The sequence below is a fragment of the Aestuariimicrobium sp. T2.26MG-19.2B genome (genome assembly GCF_950101875.1).
GTDB lineage: Bacteria > Actinomycetota > Actinomycetes > Propionibacteriales > Propionibacteriaceae > Aestuariimicrobium > Aestuariimicrobium kwangyangense.
In genome coordinates this window covers 959,998-978,006 of record NZ_CATNLW010000001.1, presented here as the reverse complement: position 1 = coordinate 978,006, position 18,009 = coordinate 959,998, and the positions used below count along the sequence as shown (strand labels likewise).

Genomic DNA, 18,009 nt, shown 5'->3' with positions numbered 1-18,009 from the left:
CGATTCGCTCCCGGAAGGAGCCCACCCATGCGCAAACTCATCGGTCTGGCCATTGTCGGACTCATCGCCCAACTCGTTGACGGTGCCCTCGGTATGGGCTACGGCGTCACCTCGACCTCACTGTTGCTGATCGCGGGCCTGACGCCCGCAGCAGCCTCCGCCTCGGTGCACCTGGCCGAACTCGGCACCACCCTCGTGTCGGGCATCTCCCACCACAAGTTCGGCAATGTGGACTGGGGGCTGACCATCCGGCTCGGCATCCCCGGGGCCGTCGGCGCCTTCCTCGGGGCGACCCTGCTGTCGCGGTTGTCGACCGAGAGCGCCACACCGGTGATGGCCGGACTGCTGTTCGTGCTGGGCGCCTTCCTGCTGACCCGGTTCGTCCGGGTGGCAGGCCATGCCCAGGTGCTGAAGCCGGGCAAGCTGCCCACCGGCTTCCTCACCCCTTTGGGGCTCGTGGGTGGATTCGTCGACGCCACCGGGGGAGGTGGCTGGGGTCCGGTCTCCACGACCACCCTGCTGGTCGTGGGACGTACGAAGCCGCGCACCGTCGTGGGTTCGGTCGACACCTCTGAATTCCTGGTCACGATCTTCGCGTCGTTGGGCTTCCTGCTGGGTCTCGGCACCGCCGGCATCAACCTCGGCTTCGTCGCAGCCCTGTTGCTCGGAGGACTGGTCGCCGCTCCCATCGCTGCCTGGCTGGTGAGCCGACTGCCATCCGCGGTGCTCGGAACCGGCGCTGGGGCGCTGATCGTCGTCACCAACCTGCGCACCCTGCTGAAGAACTTCGGCGTCTCCGCCGACGTGCGCGCCACGGTGCTGGCGACGGTGGGTGCCACCGGTGCCCTGCTGGTGGCCATCGCGGTGCAACGCCACCGGGCCCGGGTGCTGCGCGAACGCCGCGACGAAGCGTTGCTGGCCGGTAGCCTCGACTCCCTCACTGCTCCCGAACAGGCAGGAACCCCCGCCTGATGTCGCGCCCGATCGTCGTCGCCGCCCACGGCACCCGTTCCCAGTCGGGTCAACGGACGATCACCCGCGCCGCCGAACTGTTGGCGTCGGCGACCGGGGCGGCGGTGACGGTCGGGTGGATCGACGTGCTCGAACCGACGGTGGACGAGGTGGTGGCCGGTCTCGACTCACCGGTGGTCGTCCCGTGGCTGGTGGGCGGTGGTTTCCACCTGCTGGTCGACGTGAAGAGGGCCGCGGCGGCCAACCCCGGAGCGACGGTGCTGGCGCCCGTCGGCGACTCGCCGGGCCTGGTCGATGCGCTGGTGGAGCGGCTGGGCGACCAGGCTTCCGACGCCACCACCCCCGTGGCCCTGCTGTGGGCCGGTTCCCGGATGCCCGTGGCCCAGGAGCGGGTCGCCGAGATCGCTCGCCGTCTGGGCGAGCGGGTCGGTCGTCCGGTCACCCCGGTGGCCCTGGCTGCGTCTGCGGTGCCTGCGGACGAGGCAGTGGAGGCCCTGCGCGAGGGCTCGGACGAGCCTGCTGCCGTCAGTCTCCTGCTGGCTCCCGGCTACTTCCATGACCTGGCCCGGGAGGTCGCCGCAGTCACCGACCCCATCGGCACCCATCCGGCCCTGATCGCGGCGGTGGCGCGGGACTACGCCCACCTGGACGCCTGACGGGTCAACCCACGGGTTGGTCGTCCGGCACGGCCTTGCAGGCGTTCGTGCGCAGGGCCTCCAGAGTGGCGGCCACGGCGGGCACCCGCTCGAGGTCCTCGGTGGTGACCACGTGGATCTCGCGGACAGTCCGCTGCGCCAGCCGCTTCACCACCACGTCGTCGTTGTGGGTCGAGTGCCTGATCAGGTCGGGGATCATGGCAACACCCAGACCGGCTGCCACGAAGCCCTGGACGGCGACATAGTCCTCGGTCTCGAACGACAACTTCGGCTGGAAGCCCGCGTCCGCGGCCACCTGCAGCAGGTGTCCCCGACACCGGGGGCAGCCCGCGATCCAGTCCTCGTCGGCCAGGTCGGCCATGTCGACGACCTCGTCGCCGGCCAGGCGATGCGTGGTGGGCAGCGCCACCCTCACCTCCTCGGTGAGCAGGTGGTGGACGACGAAGTCCTCGAGGTCCTCGCCACGTCCCACGGGCGAGCCGGGGTAGGAGAAGGCAACGGCCAGGTCGCACTCGCCCGCCCGTAGCGCCGCAATCGACTCGGGGGGCTCGGCCTCGGTGAAGGTCACCTGCACGCCGGGGTGCTGGCTGCGGACATGGGCGAGGGCCCTCGGCACCAGGGTCACCGAGCTCGACGGGAAGGCCATCAGGCGCACCCGCCCGCTACGCAGCCCGGTGATCGACGCGATCTCCTCCTCGGCGGTCGCCAGAGCAGACATCACCGGGACCGCTGCTCGGCTCAGCACCTCACCGGCCTCGGTCAGGCGCACGTTGCGGCCCACCCGCTCGACCAGCACGGTGCCGAGTCGCTGTTCCAGTCGCTTCACCATCTGCGAGACGGCGGGTTGTGAGTAACCGAGGTGCAGCGCGGCGGCCGTGAAGCTCCCGTGTTCATCGATGGCGCGGATCACGCGCAGTCCGGCGGCGTCAATCATGGGCCAAGTGTACAAGCTCACATAAGCGCGCGTTATCGAAGTCGCCGGTTTGTATCGCTCAGCGTATGGATCTGAACTGCCTGGCTCAGACGGTCTGGGTCTCGGGCTGGGGCCTGCGGCGGCGGACGGTTGCCTCATCGGTCATGTCCTCCAGTTCGATGCCCTTCGTCTCGGGCACCCTCAACCACACGAAGACGAACGACAGCGCGGCAAAGGCGGCGTAGAGGCCGTAGGCCAGGGTGAGTCCCACCGCCGACAGGGCCGGGAAGGTGGTCGAGATCACGAAGTTGGCGACCCACTGGGCTGCAGCGGCCACGGCGAGGGCTCCGGCGCGGATGCGGTTGGGGAACATCTCGCCGAGCAGCACCCACACCAGCGGACCCCACGTCGCACCGAAGGCGACCACGAAGGCATTGGCGGCGACCAGCGCGATGGTGGCCCACGGCTGGGGGAGGGTGACCTGGTCACCGCTGCCCTGGCTGAACGAGAAGGCGAGGGCCATGGTGCCCAAGGCCAGGGCCATGCCGACCGAGCCCACCATCAGCATGATGCGGCGTCCGACCCGGTCGACCAGCAGGATCGCCACGATCGTCACCACGATGTTGGTGACCGAGGTGATCACGCTGGTGGTGAGGGCCTGCGACTCGTCGAAACCGACCGAACGCCACAGGGTGGTGGAGTAGTAGAAGATCACATTGATGCCGACGAACTGCTGGAACACCGACAGCAGGATGCCCACCCACACGATCGGCTTCAGACCCAGCGCCGAACCGCGCAGGTCGGAGAACGACTCCCGCTTCTCGCTGGCGATGGACGAGCGGATCTGCTGGATGCGCAGGTTGACGTCGAGTTCGCCGGTGAAGTCGAGCAGCACGGCCGAGGCCTTGTCGACCTCCCCGCGCGCCACCAGGAAGCGGGGCGACTCGGGCAGGCGCAGTGACATCACGCCGTAGACCAGAGCCGGGATCGCGGCGACCATGAACATCCAGCGCCAAGCGGGAAGACCCAGCCAGAGGGTGTTGGCGGCGCCGCCGGCGACATTGGCCAGCAGCGCGTTGGAGAGCAGGGCGACGAAGATGCCGCTGACGATCGCGAGCTGCTGCAGCGAGCCGAGGCGTCCGCGCACGTGGGCGGGGCTGACCTCGGCGATGTAGGCCGGGGCGATCACCGATGCGGCGCCGATGCCCAGGCCGCCGATGACGCGCCAGACGATCAGGTCGACCACGCTGAAGGCGAGGCCCGAGCCGATCGCCGAGATCAGGAAGAGCAGAGCCGCGACCACCATCACGGGGATGCGTCCACGGCGGTTGGCGATGGGTCCGGCGAACCAGGCGCCCGCGGCACACCCCAACAGAGCCGACGAGACCGCGAACCCGGTGAGGGTCGCCGAGAGGGTGAACCGCTCGCTCAGGGCGTTGACGGCACCGTTGATGACGGCGGTGTCGAAGCCGAACAGGAACCCTCCGAGTGCTGCGGCGAGGGCGATGGCGATGACGCGCGGGTTGACGCGGTCCTGTCCGGTGTCGGCCATGGGAGTGCCTCCTGGGTTGGGTCCGGCCGTTCACCCTACCCCTGCGCAGATTCTGGCCAGCTGCGAGCGACCCGCGTCAGCTCGGGCCGGCGGGACGGCGGTGGCTCACCGCCCGCGGCTGCCCGCGATCGACATGGCGGCAGGCCGGGAAGGTCGAACATCCCAGGAAGGGGCCGTGCTGGCTCGTCCGCGCCACCAACACTCCCTGTCCGCACGCAGGGCACGGACGTGCTGCGGTTCCGTCGGGGCTCTCGACCCGCACACGAGGATCCGTGAGCAACTCCGCCACGAACGGCGACTCCGACCCGATGACCGTGATCAAGGTGACACTGTGCCTGGCTCGGGTGAGCGCCACGTAGAAGAGACGCCGTTCCTCCGAATGCGGGAATCCGTCGGACGAAGCCATCGCCAACCCCAGCACCGAGTCGTCGTGGTGCAGGCTGGGGAAGCCTCGTCGTCCGGTGGTGACCCTGGGCAGGATCACATGGTCGGCCTCCAACCCCTTCGAGCGATGGATCGTCCGGTAGGTGACGTCGACCCCCTTGATCGTGGCGCGCGAGAGGTACTTCTGGTCGTCGCGGTAGCGTCCCAGCACCTGCACGGTGACCGGCTCGTCCTCGGGGGACCGTCCCTCACCCAGCTCTTTCAGCCGCTTCCCCACCACCTCGGGAATCGCCCCCTCGTGCGCGACGCGGATGATGGCCACCGGCTGGGCCACGCCGGGGTGCACCGACCGCACCAGTTTGTGGATCTGTGCGGGGTTCCGGCGGACGAAACCCGAGGCCACGTCGCTGATCGACTGGGAACTGCGGAAGGTCGTCTGCAGGTGCAACGTGGTGGTGGGTCCGAACATGCGGGCGAAGTCGGTCATCACGGACAGGTCGGCGCCGGCGAACCGGTTGATCGACTGCCAGTCGTCGCCGACGGCGAGCAGGGTTCGTCCCGGACCGTGCAGCAGCGCCCGGGTGAGGCGGGCGCGCGCCTGGCTGGCGTCCTGGAACTCGTCCACCATCACCAGTCGGTGGTCGGTCAGGTGGGGACGCTGCTCCAGCAGGTCGGCGGCCTTCACCAGCATGTCGTCGAAGTCGATGCTGTGGTGTTCGCGCAGGTCAGCCTCCCAGCGGTCGTGCACCTGCCAGTAGAGCTCCAGGAAACGCAGCGTGCGCGGGGTCGGCTTGTCGGGGAGTCGGGCAGCCACCTGTTCGCGGGTCAGGGAGTTCGACTTCACGTGCGTCATGAAGGTGCGCATCAATTGCACGATGCGCTTCTGTTCGACCGGGGGCGCTCCCGGGATCGGACGGTCGGCGTCCCATTGCAGCTCAAGCCCGTGGGAGCGCAACTGGGTCGCGAGCGAGGTGAGCCCGTCCGGCTGCATCACCCCGTGCCAGGTGGTCTCGATCAGCGGGGTTCCGTGCCGCTGGTGCAGTGCCTTCTTCCATCGCATCGATTCGCGGTAGCCGGAGAACTCCCGGGGAGCGCGGCCCTCGGCGTCGAGGGCCCAGTGTTCGTGCCAGACGCCGACGTCGGGGTAGTGGAAGTCGGGCCGGTACTGTCCGTGGCGTGAATCGCTGACGTCGTGGTCATAGGGGTGTTCGTAGGCGTAGTTGACCCCGTGCATGAACAGGAAGTTGGCGATCATGCACTCGCCCTCACTGCGGACGATCTCACCGCGGAACGTGCGGAGTCCGGCTCGGCCACTGGCCTTGTCGTAGCTGTCGGCGGCCTTCGACCCCTCGGGAGCGGGGGGAGACCCGAACAGCATCCGGAAGACGTCCCACTGTTGGCGGAACCGCGGAGATTCCTGCCGAAGCCGCTCGATGATCTCTGCCAGGTGGGCGAGTTCCTCGCCGTTCTCCACCCATGGCGCGATGCGGGGCTTGTGGCCGGTGGCGAGGCCGATCAGTTCGAGTCCGAATCTGTGGAAGGTGGCGACCTTGACCCCTTCACTGGGGATGCCCAGTGCCGTGCACCGGCTGGTGACGCGTTCGGCGAGTTCGACGGCGGCGTCGTTGTTGAAGGCCAGCAGCAGGATCTGCTCGGGCGGCACCAGTCCCCGAGCAAGGGTGTAGGCGGTGCGGGCGACCAGCACGGACGTCTTCCCCGACCCGGCAGCGGCGATCACCCGGATGCGACTGTCCTCACACAACACGACATCGATCTGTTCCTCGGTGAGGGGGCTGCGTTCGACCTTGGCCAGGAAATCGGTCCACGACTGTCGCGTGTGGGCGGTGACCTGCGCATTGGCCCGGGCGACGGCCTGCCAGGGGTTCTGGTCGATGCGGGTGAGCACGGCAATGTCGTCCGACGTCAGCAGCGGCATCACCAACCGCACCTCATCGGGCTTCAGCCTGCCCAACACCGCACCCGACCCCACGTGTCCGGAAACGGCGCTTGCCGCCTCGTCGTGATTGATCCATCGGTGGGTCGCGGCGCGGTCGGACAGAAAGGCATCGAAGGTGCGCCACCACTGGGCCGCCGACGCCAGCATCGGACGAATCATCGCCAGCGCTAGGTGACACTGAATGGCGCTTCGCACCTCGGCAGCAGCACGGTGGGGGAGCCCGGGCAACTGCAGGTCGGGTCGCCCCTCGACCACCAGGGAGTGCCCCAGCAGTCCGCGACGGACCGAGAGTTTGCGGACGTCGTAGCCGTGGAAGACCTCGGAGCCACGGGCGGTGGCGAGCACGAGACCGCGTTGGTCGTGGTGCAGCGTCCAGCCACGCCCAGCCCAGGATTCCCCCATGGGGCAATTGTGGTGTGGTTTCAGAATGTGCGACAAGCTGTGTCCCAAATCCTTCTCCCACAGCGTCGATTGGGCTCGCCGCCCGATACGGTGGGCGCGACAATGCTGAGGGAGTGGGGGATCATGTCGGCAGAACAGACGGACGAAAATGTGGCGACGGTGCCACGCAGTGACCACGCACCCTTGGGTGAGAAGCGGATGAAGCTGCGATATGCAGGCAATTGCCGCTTGTGTGGCGTGGAATTGCCGGCGAAGGCCGATGCCATCTACGAACGCGACAGCAAGACCGTGCGGTGTGTGGTGTGTTCGTCGGTAGCGGTCGAGGAACCCAGTCCAGAGCCTGTGGCTGAGGTGATCCCGGCGCCGGAGTCGGTGCCCGTGTCTGTGGACGTGGCTGTAGAGACGCCCGCGCCCGAGCAGGTGCCCGCGATGGAGGTGGTCGACGACTCCGGGGTGGCCGGGTCGTCGGCACGCCGGGAGTACGAGCGGCGCAAGGCCAAGGACGAAGCCCGCATCCGCGAGAAGTGGGGACGATTCGGCGGGTTGGCCGTCGCGCTGTCGGACGAGAAGCAGAGCACCAAGGCCTGGGCGATCGGCGCCGTGGGCGAGGAACGGCTCGGGGCTGGGCTGGATCGCCTGGTGGGCGAGCACATTGCCGTGCTGCACGACCGGCGCATCCCCAAGTCGAGGGCGAACATCGATCACATCGTCATCACCCGCGCAGGCGTGTGGGTGATCGACGCCAAGCGGTACAAAGGACGACCGCGACTCGTGATCGAGGGTGGGATTCTGCGGCCGCGGGTCGAGAAGGTCTACGTCGGCTCACGCGACGGCACCCCGCTGGTCGACGGAGTGCTCAAGCAGATGGGGTTGGTGCGTGACGTTCTCCCGGAGGTGAGGGTGAACGGAGTGCTCTGCTTCGTGGAGGCTGACTGGCCCCTGATCGGTGGCTCGTTCACGAGCAGGGGAGTCACGGCGCTGTGGCCGAAGAAGCTGATGGCGATGCTCAGGGAGGACGAGGGGACGATCGACGTCGCGGCGACGAGGCAGCTGCTGGCCGGGGTGTTCAAGGCGACATAGGAGAGCTGGATTCATGAACTTGGTGAACATTGGTGCTCGGGCGAGCCGGCTGGATCCCGGGCAGGCGTTGCGTCTCGTCTGTCAGCCGACGTCAATGATTCATGCGCAACGGGCCCACGTGGGGTCGGGTCCTCAGGCGGCGTCGCCGCCGGTATGGTCGTCACTGTGACTTGGCCCAATGACGCCACGCTCGTCGAAGAGCGAGGCATGACCAGCTCGACATCCCGGCCAGCACTGCCGGAGGCAGGCCAAGTGGTTGAGGTGCGCGGATCCACCTGGGCAGTGGCTGACGTTCAGCTGCAAGGCCTCCCGCGAAGCCCGGCAGACGATGCTACGGCGCAGCTCTCGCATGTCGTCCACCTCCAATCGCTGGACGAAGACAGGCTTGGCGAGCAGCTCTCTGTCGTGTGGGAACTCGAGGTTGGTCACACTGTGACTCCGGCGCAGGGGCTGCCGGAGACCATTCGCGTGGATGCATTTGACGATCCGATCACGCTGGCTGGCTTCGTCGATGCGATGCGGTGGGGTGCAGTCACCAGCGCTGACCCCAATCGCTACCAAGCCCCCTTTTGGTCAGGCGTCAACGTCGAGGCCTACCAGCTCGAGCCTCTCCGGCGCGCCCTCGGGGCCCCCCGGGCGAATCTCCTGTTGGCCGACGATGTGGGTCTCGGCAAGACCATCGAAGCGGGCTTGGTGATACAGGAATTGTTCCTGCGCCACCGCGCACGGACTGCTGTCATCATCTGCCCACCCAGCCTCTCGCTGAAGTGGCAGGACGAGATGCGCGAGAAGTTCGGCCTGGAGTTCACCATTGTCAACTCCGAGTTGATGGCTGAGGTGCGTCGCACGCACGGCCTACATGCGAATCCCTTCCAAGTCTTCCCGCGTGTCATCGTGAGCATGGCTTGGCTGCCCCAGATTCGCGCGCAGCGGCTAATGCGGGATGTCTATGCGCAGGCCACGAACCCGAAGACCGGGAAGCGGTACGCGTTCGACATTCTCGTCGTTGACGAGGCCCATCACGTCGCCCCGTCCAGCCCCTCGGCCCTGGCGGGTGGCCGTGGCTATGCGGTGGATACGCAACGTACGGTGGCCGTCCGCCAGCTCGCTGAGAAGTGCGAGCACCGCCTCTTCCTGAGTGCCACGCCCCACAACGGCCACCCCGAGTCCTTCACCGCGCTGCTGGAGATGATCGACCCCCGCCGCTTCGCACGAGGGGCAGACCTCGACTCGGAGGCGCTCAAAGACGTCACTGTTCGCCGTCTGAAGACGGACTTGAGCGGGAAGGGCTTCAAGAAGCGCAAGGTCAACACGCTCGACGTCACGCCCTCAGACTCCGAGCAGGAGATGTTCTCCTTGCTCGACGACATTGTCACCCGGAGCGCCAAGCGAAATGGCACCAAGCCCGGCGGCGACATCGTGACGATGCTGCTGAAGAAGCGCTTCCTCTCCAGCCCGTTCGCCTTCGGCAAGACCCTGAGTCAGTACATCGCTTCGAAGGCTGGGCGAGGGCTCATCGAAGACGAGTATGACGACATCTTCGGCGAAGGTCAGGCTGACGAAGAAGAGGGCCTGTGGGAGCAGGACGAGGCGGCGAAGCTGCGCGAGTCCAAGGGCTCGGACCCACTCGTGGCGGCTCGACCCGGTCAGCTCGAGAAGCTGATGGAGTGGGGCCTGAGCTACGAGAGCCGTGGCGACTCGCGACTGGACCGTCTCATTCACTTCCTCGACGGGGTGTGCCGGCCCGACGGCAAGACGTGGTCAAACGAGCGGGTCGTCGTCTTCACCGAGTACGCCCACACAGTCGATTGGCTGGCGCGAGTGCTGAACCAGAGGGGTTACGGCGACAGCCGCCTCGCCGTCATCCAAGGCTCCACTGCGACCGAGGATCGGGAGTACATCCGCTCCCAGTTCACTGCTGATCCAAGTGCTGAGCCGGTCCGGGTGCTGCTGGCGACCGACGCTGCCGGCGAAGGTATCGACCTTCAGACCTACTGCCATCGGCTCGTGAACTTCGACATCCCGTTCAACCCGTCACGACTGGAACAGCGCATCGGCCGCATCGACCGGTACGGGCAAACGGAAGCGCCCCAGATCTTCCACTTCGTGCCAGTCGCTACTGCGTCGATCTACGCGGACGACCTGAGCTTCATGGAGCGCATCGCCCGAAAGATCGCCCAGGTCGAATACGACCTTGGCTCCGCAAATCAAGTGGTTGGCGAAGAGATTCAGGGTCACTTCGGGAAGCGCACACCGGCCAAGATCAAGTCCAAGGCCGTCGACTCGAACGAGGTGATCAACTCGGCTCTCGCTGGCGGCATGGAACTCAATGCTCGCCTCACCCAGTTGGAGCAGGGGTACGACGAGTCCCGCAGCGAGATGCACCTTGACCCGGGGAACCTGCGTCGCGTGGTGGATACCGCGCTGCGGATCAACCATCAGTCGCCGTTGGTGGCGAACTACGACTTTGCTCAAGACACCGATGCGGAGGTCTTCACTGTTCCATCCCTCACGGCTGGCTGGCACGACACGCTGCGCGGCTTGGATACGCGCCTCAAGCCGGGCGATCTCCGCCCCATCACTTTCGACGCTGACGCTGCCGAGGGACGTGCTGACCTGGTCTACGTTCACCTGGGTCACCCCATCGTCCAGAAGGCCCAGCGCTTGCTTCGCCGCTCTCTTTGGAGCGTCGATTCACCTCTGAATCGTGTGACCGCTGTGGTGGTCGATGACCTGGAGGAGTCGTTCGTTGCAGCCGTCACCCGCATGGTCCTCGTTGGTCGTGGCGGCGTGCGTCTGCACGAAGAGGTCTTCCTGGCCGGGGTCCGTCTGCGGGGTCGCCGTGCAATGGCCGAAGGGAAGGCCGAAGCCGCCCTCGACAAGGCGCTTGACCGTGATCGGCTCTCTGTCGCCGACGATCGCGTGCGCGAGCAGCTCTGCCGCCTGTGGAATGTCCCTGACGCGCCGCTACGCCTCCGACTTGAAGAGTCGATGCAAACCCGTGCCGGGCGGCGGCATGAACTGGTGATCGAGCAACTCGCCAAGCGCCAAGCGGCCGACATTCAGCGTGCGAAAGACATCTTCGCGGCTTTCCGCGCCAACCTGCGGGACTCACTTGCACGGCTGAGGGCCGCAGAAGACCAGGCGCAAGGGCAGTTGTTCGCTGATCCGGACCAACAACGCCAATGGAGACGGGACATCGACGCCATGAGCCGTCGCCTCGACGAACTGGACGACGAAGAAGCACGCGAAATCGCCGCCATCGCAGACCGCTATGCAGATGTGAAGCCTCACACCACCGCAGCGGCCGTCGTATTTGCGTTGACCCGCGATGACGCGAAGGGCTGGGCGGAGTGATGGCAAGCCTCAAGAAGTCCGTCACGGCCCGAGGTCGCAGAACCGTCAACGCCACGGACCAACACCGTGCATGGCTCGAGCTCGTCGACACCGAAGGGCCCTTCCTCGCCATCCCGCCGCTCAAGCGGGTCTGGCCCCAAGGAATGCCCAGCCTCACGGACGAGCGCAAGGCCACACTGGTTGATGCTCGTAAGGACTTCGAGAGCGCCTGGGAGGCTCTTGATCGAGCTCCAGACGCAGAGAGTGCTCAAGACTCCTACCGCGTTGCACGCGACAAGTGGGTCGAGACAACTCTGCGTGACGTGGCCGGGTGGGCCGATTCCCTGACGTGGGGAGAAGTCCCGGGCGTCGAAGCCCAATCGCCCAACCGTGCTGTCACCATCCGTGCCCAGGCTTCGCTCAATGGCGCGAGCGGAGTCGGTGCGATTGTCCACGTCATCGACCCGGTGGATTCGTTGCGCCAGACTCCCGGCGACCTGTGGGCGGCGAGCCCCATCGACCGCGTCGAGGCCCTGCTTCGCGAGAACAAGATTCCTATTGGCATCGTTACTGATGGCCGCTGGTGGGGCTTGGTCTGCGCCCGTGAAGGTGCCATGGCCGCCTCGGGCATCGTCGATGCACACACGTGGATCGAAGAGTCACGTACCCGCGATGCCTTCTTCGCTCTCATCGGAAGGCAGCACCTCATCGGTGGCGATCCGAAGGAGCGCCTGCATGCGTTGTTCGAGGAGTCCGTCGCAGCCGCAGAAGAGGTTACCGAGGCCCTCGGTGCCCAGGTTCGAAGAGCGGTCGAACTCCTCATCCAGTCTTTCTCCGAGTGCGCTGTCGACGCGCAGCGTCGTGGGCTCGGCGATCCCCTTCCCAGACGCGCCCATGACATCTACGAGGCCGCAGTCACGGTGATGATGAGGTCCGTCTTCCTGCTCTTCGCCGAAGAGCGCGGACTATTGCCCTCGGGTGAACTCTTCGAGCAGGGCTACGGCATCGCCCGCGAGCTGGAACGGCTTGTTGTCCGCGAGACCGCGGAGAGCGAGGAAGCCCTGGATGCCACATCTCTCACTTGGCACCGTCTGCTCGCTACCAGCCAAGCGCTGTACCAGGGGGCGAGCTTCGAGAGCCTTCGCATGCCTGCTTACGGTGGCTCACTGTTTGATCCCGCTCGGTTCCCGTTCCTCACTGCTACCAACGAGCAAGGCACGCTGGCCATCACCGTCTCCGATCGCGTGATGCTCCACGTTCTGCGCTCGGTGCAAGTCGCTGACATCAAGGGCGAAGCCCGACGCATCTCCTTCCGGGACATCGACGTCGAGCAGATCGGCTACATCTATGAGGGGCTCCTCGGCTACACCGCCGCCATCGCCGATCAAGTCACCGTAGGGTTGAAAGGAACACTTGGTGAAGAGCCTGAGATTCCTCTCGCCAAGCTCGAAGCACTGGCTGACGAGCACTTCGACCCGAAGGAGCTCGCGGCGGCGATTCGAGGCTTCGTCGAGGGTGACCAGCCCTCGGCCAAGCCCTGCTCGGTGGCCGCAATCGCGAAGGCCATCAACGCCGAAGTCGAGCCGAGCATTGTCAGTGCGCTCACCCAGGCAGTCGGAGGTGACCTCGAACTACGTGACCGCGTGATGCCCTGGCTCGGGCTCATCCGCCTTGATCTTCGCCAACGACCATTCGTCGTGCTTGAGGGTGGCTTGATCGTCAAGGAGACACCGTCCCGCAAGAACGCTGGAGCGCACTACACGCCGAAGTCCCTCGCAGAGGATGTGGTTCTCCACGCCCTCCAGCCCCTGTGTTACTCACCCGGGCCACACCAGACAGGCAACGCGGCTGAGTGGATCCTGAAATCCTCGGACGAGCTGCTGAGCCTCAAGGTCGCCGACATCGCTTGTGGCTCGGGAGCATTCCTCGTGGCGGCAGCTCGCTACCTCGCGGAGCGCATCGTCGAAGCTTGGAGTTTCGAGGACCCACGCAACGCCGCCCGTAAGGACCTCTACACCCGCGCCATCCGCCAGGTCGTCGCGCACTGTCTCTACGGAGCCGACATCAACGAGATGGCGGTGGAGATGTGCAAGCTGTCTCTCTGGCTCGTGTCCCTCGATCGGGACCTACCGTTCTCCTTCGTCGACGACAAGGTCTTCCTTGGAAACTCGCTGTTAGGTGTTACTGAGCTCGAACAACTGCGTCGCCTTCACATCGACCCCAAGGCGAAGACGGAGATGGCGGGCTATTACGCCTATGACGTCGACATCGATTCCATCATCGATCGAGCGAAGACCCTGCGCCGAATCCTTCTGACCGAGATTGATGAGAACGATCCGGCCCGGACCAGCGCATCGAAGCGGCGACAGCTCGCTGAGTTTCGGAAGGTCACCTCGGACCTCCGTCAGATCGCTGACGGTGTCGTGGCGGCCGGACTGACGTTGGGGGGCAAGCCGGGTAAGCAGTTGAACGAAGCGTACGACAACCTTCGTCTCGCCGTGCGTGCTGCACACCCGGACAAGGGCGAAGCAGATCCCGCCTGCCTCGCAAGGCTGATCCATGGGGGACTGGCGCCGACAGTGGTGACCGACTATGAGCGGTGGCAACCCCTGCACTGGGTGATTGAGGCCCCTGACGTCATCATCGACAACGGCGGGTTCGACGCCATCATCGGGAACCCCCCGTTCCTTGGCGGAAGCAAACTCACAGGGGCCATGGGGACGAACATTCGTGACTGGCTCGTCAACATCATCGCAGGGCGCCGGGGCAATGCGGATCTCGTTGCTTACTTCTTCTTGCGTGCCAAGTCTCTCTTGCAAGCAAACGGGGCTCTCGGTCTGATCGCGACCAACAGCGTTGCTCAAGGCGAGAGCCGGCAGGTCGGTCTCGACACGATGGTCGCTGCCGGGTTTACCATCACCCGAGCGATCCAGTCCCAGACTTGGCCGTCCGCGAGCGCCAACCTTGAGTTCGCTGCCGTCTGGGGCACCCGCGGATCCGTTGCCGAGCACGTCTCCCGGATCGCCAACGGCACTGCAGTCAGAAGGATCTCCACCCTTCTCGAACCGGCCGGGCGCGTGGAAGGGCTACCCCACCGACTCAGCGAAAACAAGGGCATCGCCTTTGAAGGATGCAAACTCGCCGCGAGGGGTTTTGTAGTCTCGCGCGAAGATGTGGATGCGTGGCAGTCCATCGACGCAGCAAATGGCGATGTCCTATTTCCGTACTTAAACGGGGAGGACCTTAACTCCCGCCCCGACACGTCTGCCTCCCGCTGGGTCATCGATTTCGATAACAAATCAATCGATGAGGCATCCGAGTTCGTGCTGCCTTTCGCCCGTGTGGAGGCGACTGTCAGAGCGGAGCGAGCGCACAATAACCGCAAGGTCTATCGCGACACCTGGTGGCAATACGCCGAACGTCGTCCGGCGATGCGCAAGGCGATCGCAGACTTGTCTGAAGTGCTGGTCATCGCTCGTGTCAGCAAGACGGTCATGCCTCTCAGAATCGCAACAGGACACGTCTTCAGCGACGCCACCGAGGTCTTCGCCTTGTCCAGTTACTGCGACCAGGCCGTGTTGTCATCAAGCCTCCATCAACTCTGGGCGATCACCTACGGGTCTGGTATGCGCAACGACCCCAGGTATACGCCCTCCGATGTCTTCGAGACGTTCCCGCGTCCGGCCGCCACCGCCACGGTTGACAAGCTCGGACGCTCACTCGATCGCCTTAGGCGTGATGTCATGCTGAGGCGCGACCTTGGGCTCACAAAGCTCTACAACCTAGTCAACAGTCCTGATGTTACTGACAAGAGCGACCCCGAAATCGCGGGGATCAGGCAAGCGCATGTCGAGCTTGACAATGCAGTCCTCGATGCATATGGGTGGGATGACCTAGACCCTCAGCATGGTTTCCATGAGTATCGGAAGACGATGCGATGGACACTCAGCCCACTCGCTCGGGTGGAGGTCCTTGACCGCTTGCTCGAGGAGAATCATAGGCGAAAGAAGAACGAAGGTGCTGGCGCGGCGACAACGCGCAATCAATGTCTGAGCATCGAGACCGACACTCTGTTTGACTAACTCCAGCCGGTGACGACACGCTCAGAACACGTCAAGCAGTGTGCCTTCGTCGTGCTCGACGATCGATTTCGAGCCACTGGTAGTGGAGGGCGAGGCTGCTGCCCGTGCATGGTTCTCCAGCAGCAGGCGATCCAACAACTCGGTGCGAGCCTGAGGACTTGGCCCCCAGCGATCCTCTTGGCGGTAAGTGTGGAAACCGGGGCGAATCGACAGATCTGACCAACCGAACGCAGTCACCACTGCCTCGTCAATCTCAACGTGGATCATGCGCAGACGTTCGACGTCGGGGTCATCCGTGACTACCGGGTCATTGACAAGGTTATAGAGTTTGGTGAGCCCGAGGCCACGACGGAGCATCATCTCGCGCCTGTCATCTTCAAGGACGCGGCCAATGACTGATAGCCGATCTGTAGCAATCGGTCGCGGGAACGTCTCGAATACGTCTGACGGCGTGTACCGAATCCGAGTCTCGAGCGTGGAGCCATAGGTGATCGCCCAGAGTTGATGGAGGCTTGATGACAACACTGCCTGCTCGCTGTAGTCCGCAGTGGCGAAGACGTCGAGTGCGTTGCTAAACACCTGTCCCGTGGGGACACGGACCGGCATCACAGATTTGCTGGTACAGGCGATGACCAGCACTTCAGACAAGTCCGCGATCGCCTTACGCATCGCAGCCCTAGGTCGCTCATACAGCCAGAAGTTGTCACGAAGCTGAGGCTCCAGACGTCTCCGTTCACCACGTACTGCTTGGGACACCCGCGCAAACGGGAGCGAAAAATCCTCTGCATCACTCAGACTCAATCCGGTGAAGTCTATGACCCATCTGGAAGCCGAAGCGTCTGAACGGGAGTTAAGATCGTCACCGTTCAAGTATGGGAACAGGACATTGCGATTGGCGGCATGCGTAGCGATCCATTCGTGTGCCTCCGTAGATTCGACGATGAAGCCAGTGCCCCGTAATTTGCATCCTTCAAAGGCGATGCCCTTGTTTTCGCTGAGTCGGTGGGGTAGCCCTTCCACGCGCCCGGCCGGTTCGAGAAGGGTGGAGATCCTTCTGACTGGAGTGCCGTTGGCGATCCGGGAGACGTGCTCGGCAACGGATCCGCGGGTGCCCCAGACGGCAGCGAACTCAAGGTTGGCGCTCGCGGACGGCCAAGTCTGGGACTGGATCGCTCGGGTGATGGTAAACCCGGCAGCGACCATCGTGTCGAGACCGACCTGGCGGCTCTCGCCTTGAGCAACGCTGTTGGTCGCGATCAGACCGAGAGCCCCGTTTGCTTGCAAGAGAGACTTGGCACCCCTGGGGAAGGAGCCGCGTTCCGCCCGTGGGATGGATGGGGTATGACTACAGAACGAGAACGACGCTGCGTGCTCTACGCGCGCCTTAGCGTCACCAAGGAAGAGTCCGTATCCATCGCTCGCCAGCTTCAGTCCTGCCGGCGGTATGCCGAGGCGCGCGGGTGGGAGGTGATGGGGGAGTTCATCGACGATGGGGTGTCCGCCACTGTCATTCGCCCCGAGGACCGCAAGGGCTGGGCCGCGCTTCTCGCAACTGCCGACTTCGATGCCGTCATCATCTGGAAGGTCGACCGGTTGGCTCGGCGGGTCCTAGATTTCCTTCATGCCGACGAGGCGCTCCAGAAGCGGGGAGCCGGCTTGGTCGCCGTCGAGGACCCGATCGACATGACCAGCCCGCAGGGCCGCGCCTTCGCGGTCATGCTCTCCGTGTTCGGTGAAATGGAGGCCGAGGCCATTCGAGCTCGGGTGAAGGCGGCCCGGGTTCAACTTCTGAAGGACGGCCGCTGGGCTGGAGGAGGGGTTCCGTACGGCTACCTGTCGGCTGCGAATCCAGACGGACCAGGTTGGGTGCTCGTGCTAGACCCCGCACGCCAACCCTGGCTGGCGGAGATCGTCGCCAAGGTTCTCGACGGCGCGACTGTCAACGCCATCACGACGTGGCTGACGGCGGCTGGTGCGCCGCTACCCCTAGGTTCACTCGCCCGCAGGAAGTCCGGGGGGACCGCATGGAACCGGCAGACCGTGGACGGCATCCTCCGAAACCCGGTGCTTGCTGGGATGACGCCGCACAACCCGGGGCGGGCCAAGAGCGCGAAGCGAGCTGATCCGTTCGCCGTGTTCTGCGATGAGGATGGCGTGCCTGTGGTCAACAACGGCTTGGCGGTGATCAGTACGCAGGACTTCGCAGCACTTCAAGACCTACTCGCCAGCCGGAGCACCCCGCAGGCCCGGCGGCGTAGCGAGCGGGTGCCCACCAGCCCATTCCTGTCGCGCGTCGTCAGGTGTGACGACTGTGACGTGTTCTTGTGCCGGGGCACCAACCAGAGGCGCCCAGTTCTCTACTGCCCGATCTGCCGTCAGACCTTGAGCCGAACGGCTTTCGACCCATACCTCGTCGACCGCCTCCTATCTGAACGAGGGGCCGAACCGCTTGGAGGCTCGACCGTGGCGGCGCACTGGGCAGTCGCCGGAGCGAGCGATGGGGCGAGGCGCGAGATTCTGTTGACACAGGTAGAGAGTCTGCGTGTCCGCCGCGGGGTAGTGGGCCGCCGCTTCGACGAGGCTCGCGTAATGCTGCGGTGGCGTCCTGGGTGCAGGGAATCTCCATAACCGCTGAGGCCCTTGGGTCGACTCGCCAGGATTCGGGAATCACTGCA

General features: G+C 65.2%; 10 protein-coding genes. 6 read left to right on the top strand and 4 right to left on the bottom strand.

The window, feature by feature from the left end; all coding sequences use genetic code 11:
* Positions 1–27 precede the first annotated feature (27 nt).
* The gene (locus tag QQZ11_RS04320; RefSeq protein ID WP_022909102.1) at positions 28–972 is read left to right on the top strand and encodes a sulfite exporter TauE/SafE family protein; all 945 of its coding nucleotides are present in this window, start codon (positions 28–30) and stop codon (positions 970–972) included.
* Positions 972–1,628 carry a sirohydrochlorin chelatase gene (locus QQZ11_RS04315; protein WP_284548890.1) on the top strand — a complete coding sequence of 219 codons (657 nt, stop codon included), beginning with the start codon at positions 972–974 and terminating at the stop codon, positions 1,626–1,628. Before QQZ11_RS04320 ends, QQZ11_RS04315 begins: the two co-directional genes overlap by 1 nt.
* A gap of 4 nt (positions 1,629–1,632) precedes the next feature.
* On the opposite strand, the gene QQZ11_RS04310 is transcribed toward QQZ11_RS04315, so the two are convergent.
* From QQZ11_RS04310 to QQZ11_RS04300, 3 genes are all read right to left on the bottom strand, one after another.
* Positions 1,633–2,562 (bottom strand): LysR family transcriptional regulator, encoded by a 930-nt coding sequence (locus QQZ11_RS04310; protein ID WP_022909104.1) that lies wholly within the window; start codon positions 2,560–2,562, stop codon positions 1,633–1,635.
* Positions 2,563–2,647: 85 nt separating this feature from the next.
* Positions 2,648–4,093, bottom strand: coding sequence for a sugar porter family MFS transporter (locus QQZ11_RS04305; RefSeq protein WP_284548888.1), 1,446 nt, complete (start codon positions 4,091–4,093; stop codon positions 2,648–2,650).
* A gap of 76 nt (positions 4,094–4,169) precedes the next feature.
* Positions 4,170–6,836, bottom strand: coding sequence for a UvrD-helicase domain-containing protein (locus QQZ11_RS04300; RefSeq protein WP_284548887.1), 2,667 nt, complete (start codon positions 6,834–6,836; stop codon positions 4,170–4,172).
* A gap of 390 nt (positions 6,837–7,226) precedes the next feature.
* Between QQZ11_RS04300 and QQZ11_RS04295 the strand changes: the two genes are divergently transcribed.
* The 3 genes from QQZ11_RS04295 to QQZ11_RS04285 all read left to right on the top strand — a co-directional run bounded on the left by QQZ11_RS04295 (position 7,227) and on the right by QQZ11_RS04285 (position 15,334).
* On the top strand, positions 7,227–7,916 hold the full coding sequence (locus tag QQZ11_RS04295; protein ID WP_284548885.1) for a nuclease-related domain-containing protein: 690 nt from the start codon (positions 7,227–7,229) through the stop codon (positions 7,914–7,916).
* 207 nt (positions 7,917–8,123) lie between these two features.
* Positions 8,124–11,273 (top strand): DISARM system SNF2-like helicase DrmD, encoded by a 3,150-nt coding sequence (gene drmD / locus QQZ11_RS04290; protein ID WP_284548883.1) that lies wholly within the window; start codon positions 8,124–8,126, stop codon positions 11,271–11,273.
* Positions 11,273–15,334 (top strand): DNA methyltransferase, encoded by a 4,062-nt coding sequence (locus QQZ11_RS04285; RefSeq protein WP_284548881.1) that lies wholly within the window; start codon positions 11,273–11,275, stop codon positions 15,332–15,334. Before drmD ends, QQZ11_RS04285 begins: the two co-directional genes overlap by 1 nt.
* Positions 15,335–15,355: 21 nt before the next feature.
* Here the strand turns inward: QQZ11_RS04285 and QQZ11_RS04280 are convergent, their stop codons facing one another.
* On the bottom strand, positions 15,356–16,618 hold the full coding sequence (locus tag QQZ11_RS04280) for a type IIL restriction-modification enzyme MmeI (RefSeq protein WP_284548880.1): 1,263 nt from the start codon (positions 16,616–16,618) through the stop codon (positions 15,356–15,358).
* A gap of 57 nt (positions 16,619–16,675) precedes the next feature.
* Here QQZ11_RS04280 and QQZ11_RS04275 point away from each other — a divergent pair, with 57 nt between their 5' ends.
* A complete protein-coding gene (locus QQZ11_RS04275) occupies positions 16,676–17,962 on the top strand; it encodes a recombinase family protein (protein WP_284548878.1) in 1,287 nt (428 codons plus the stop codon).
* Positions 17,963–18,009 lie beyond the last annotated feature (47 nt).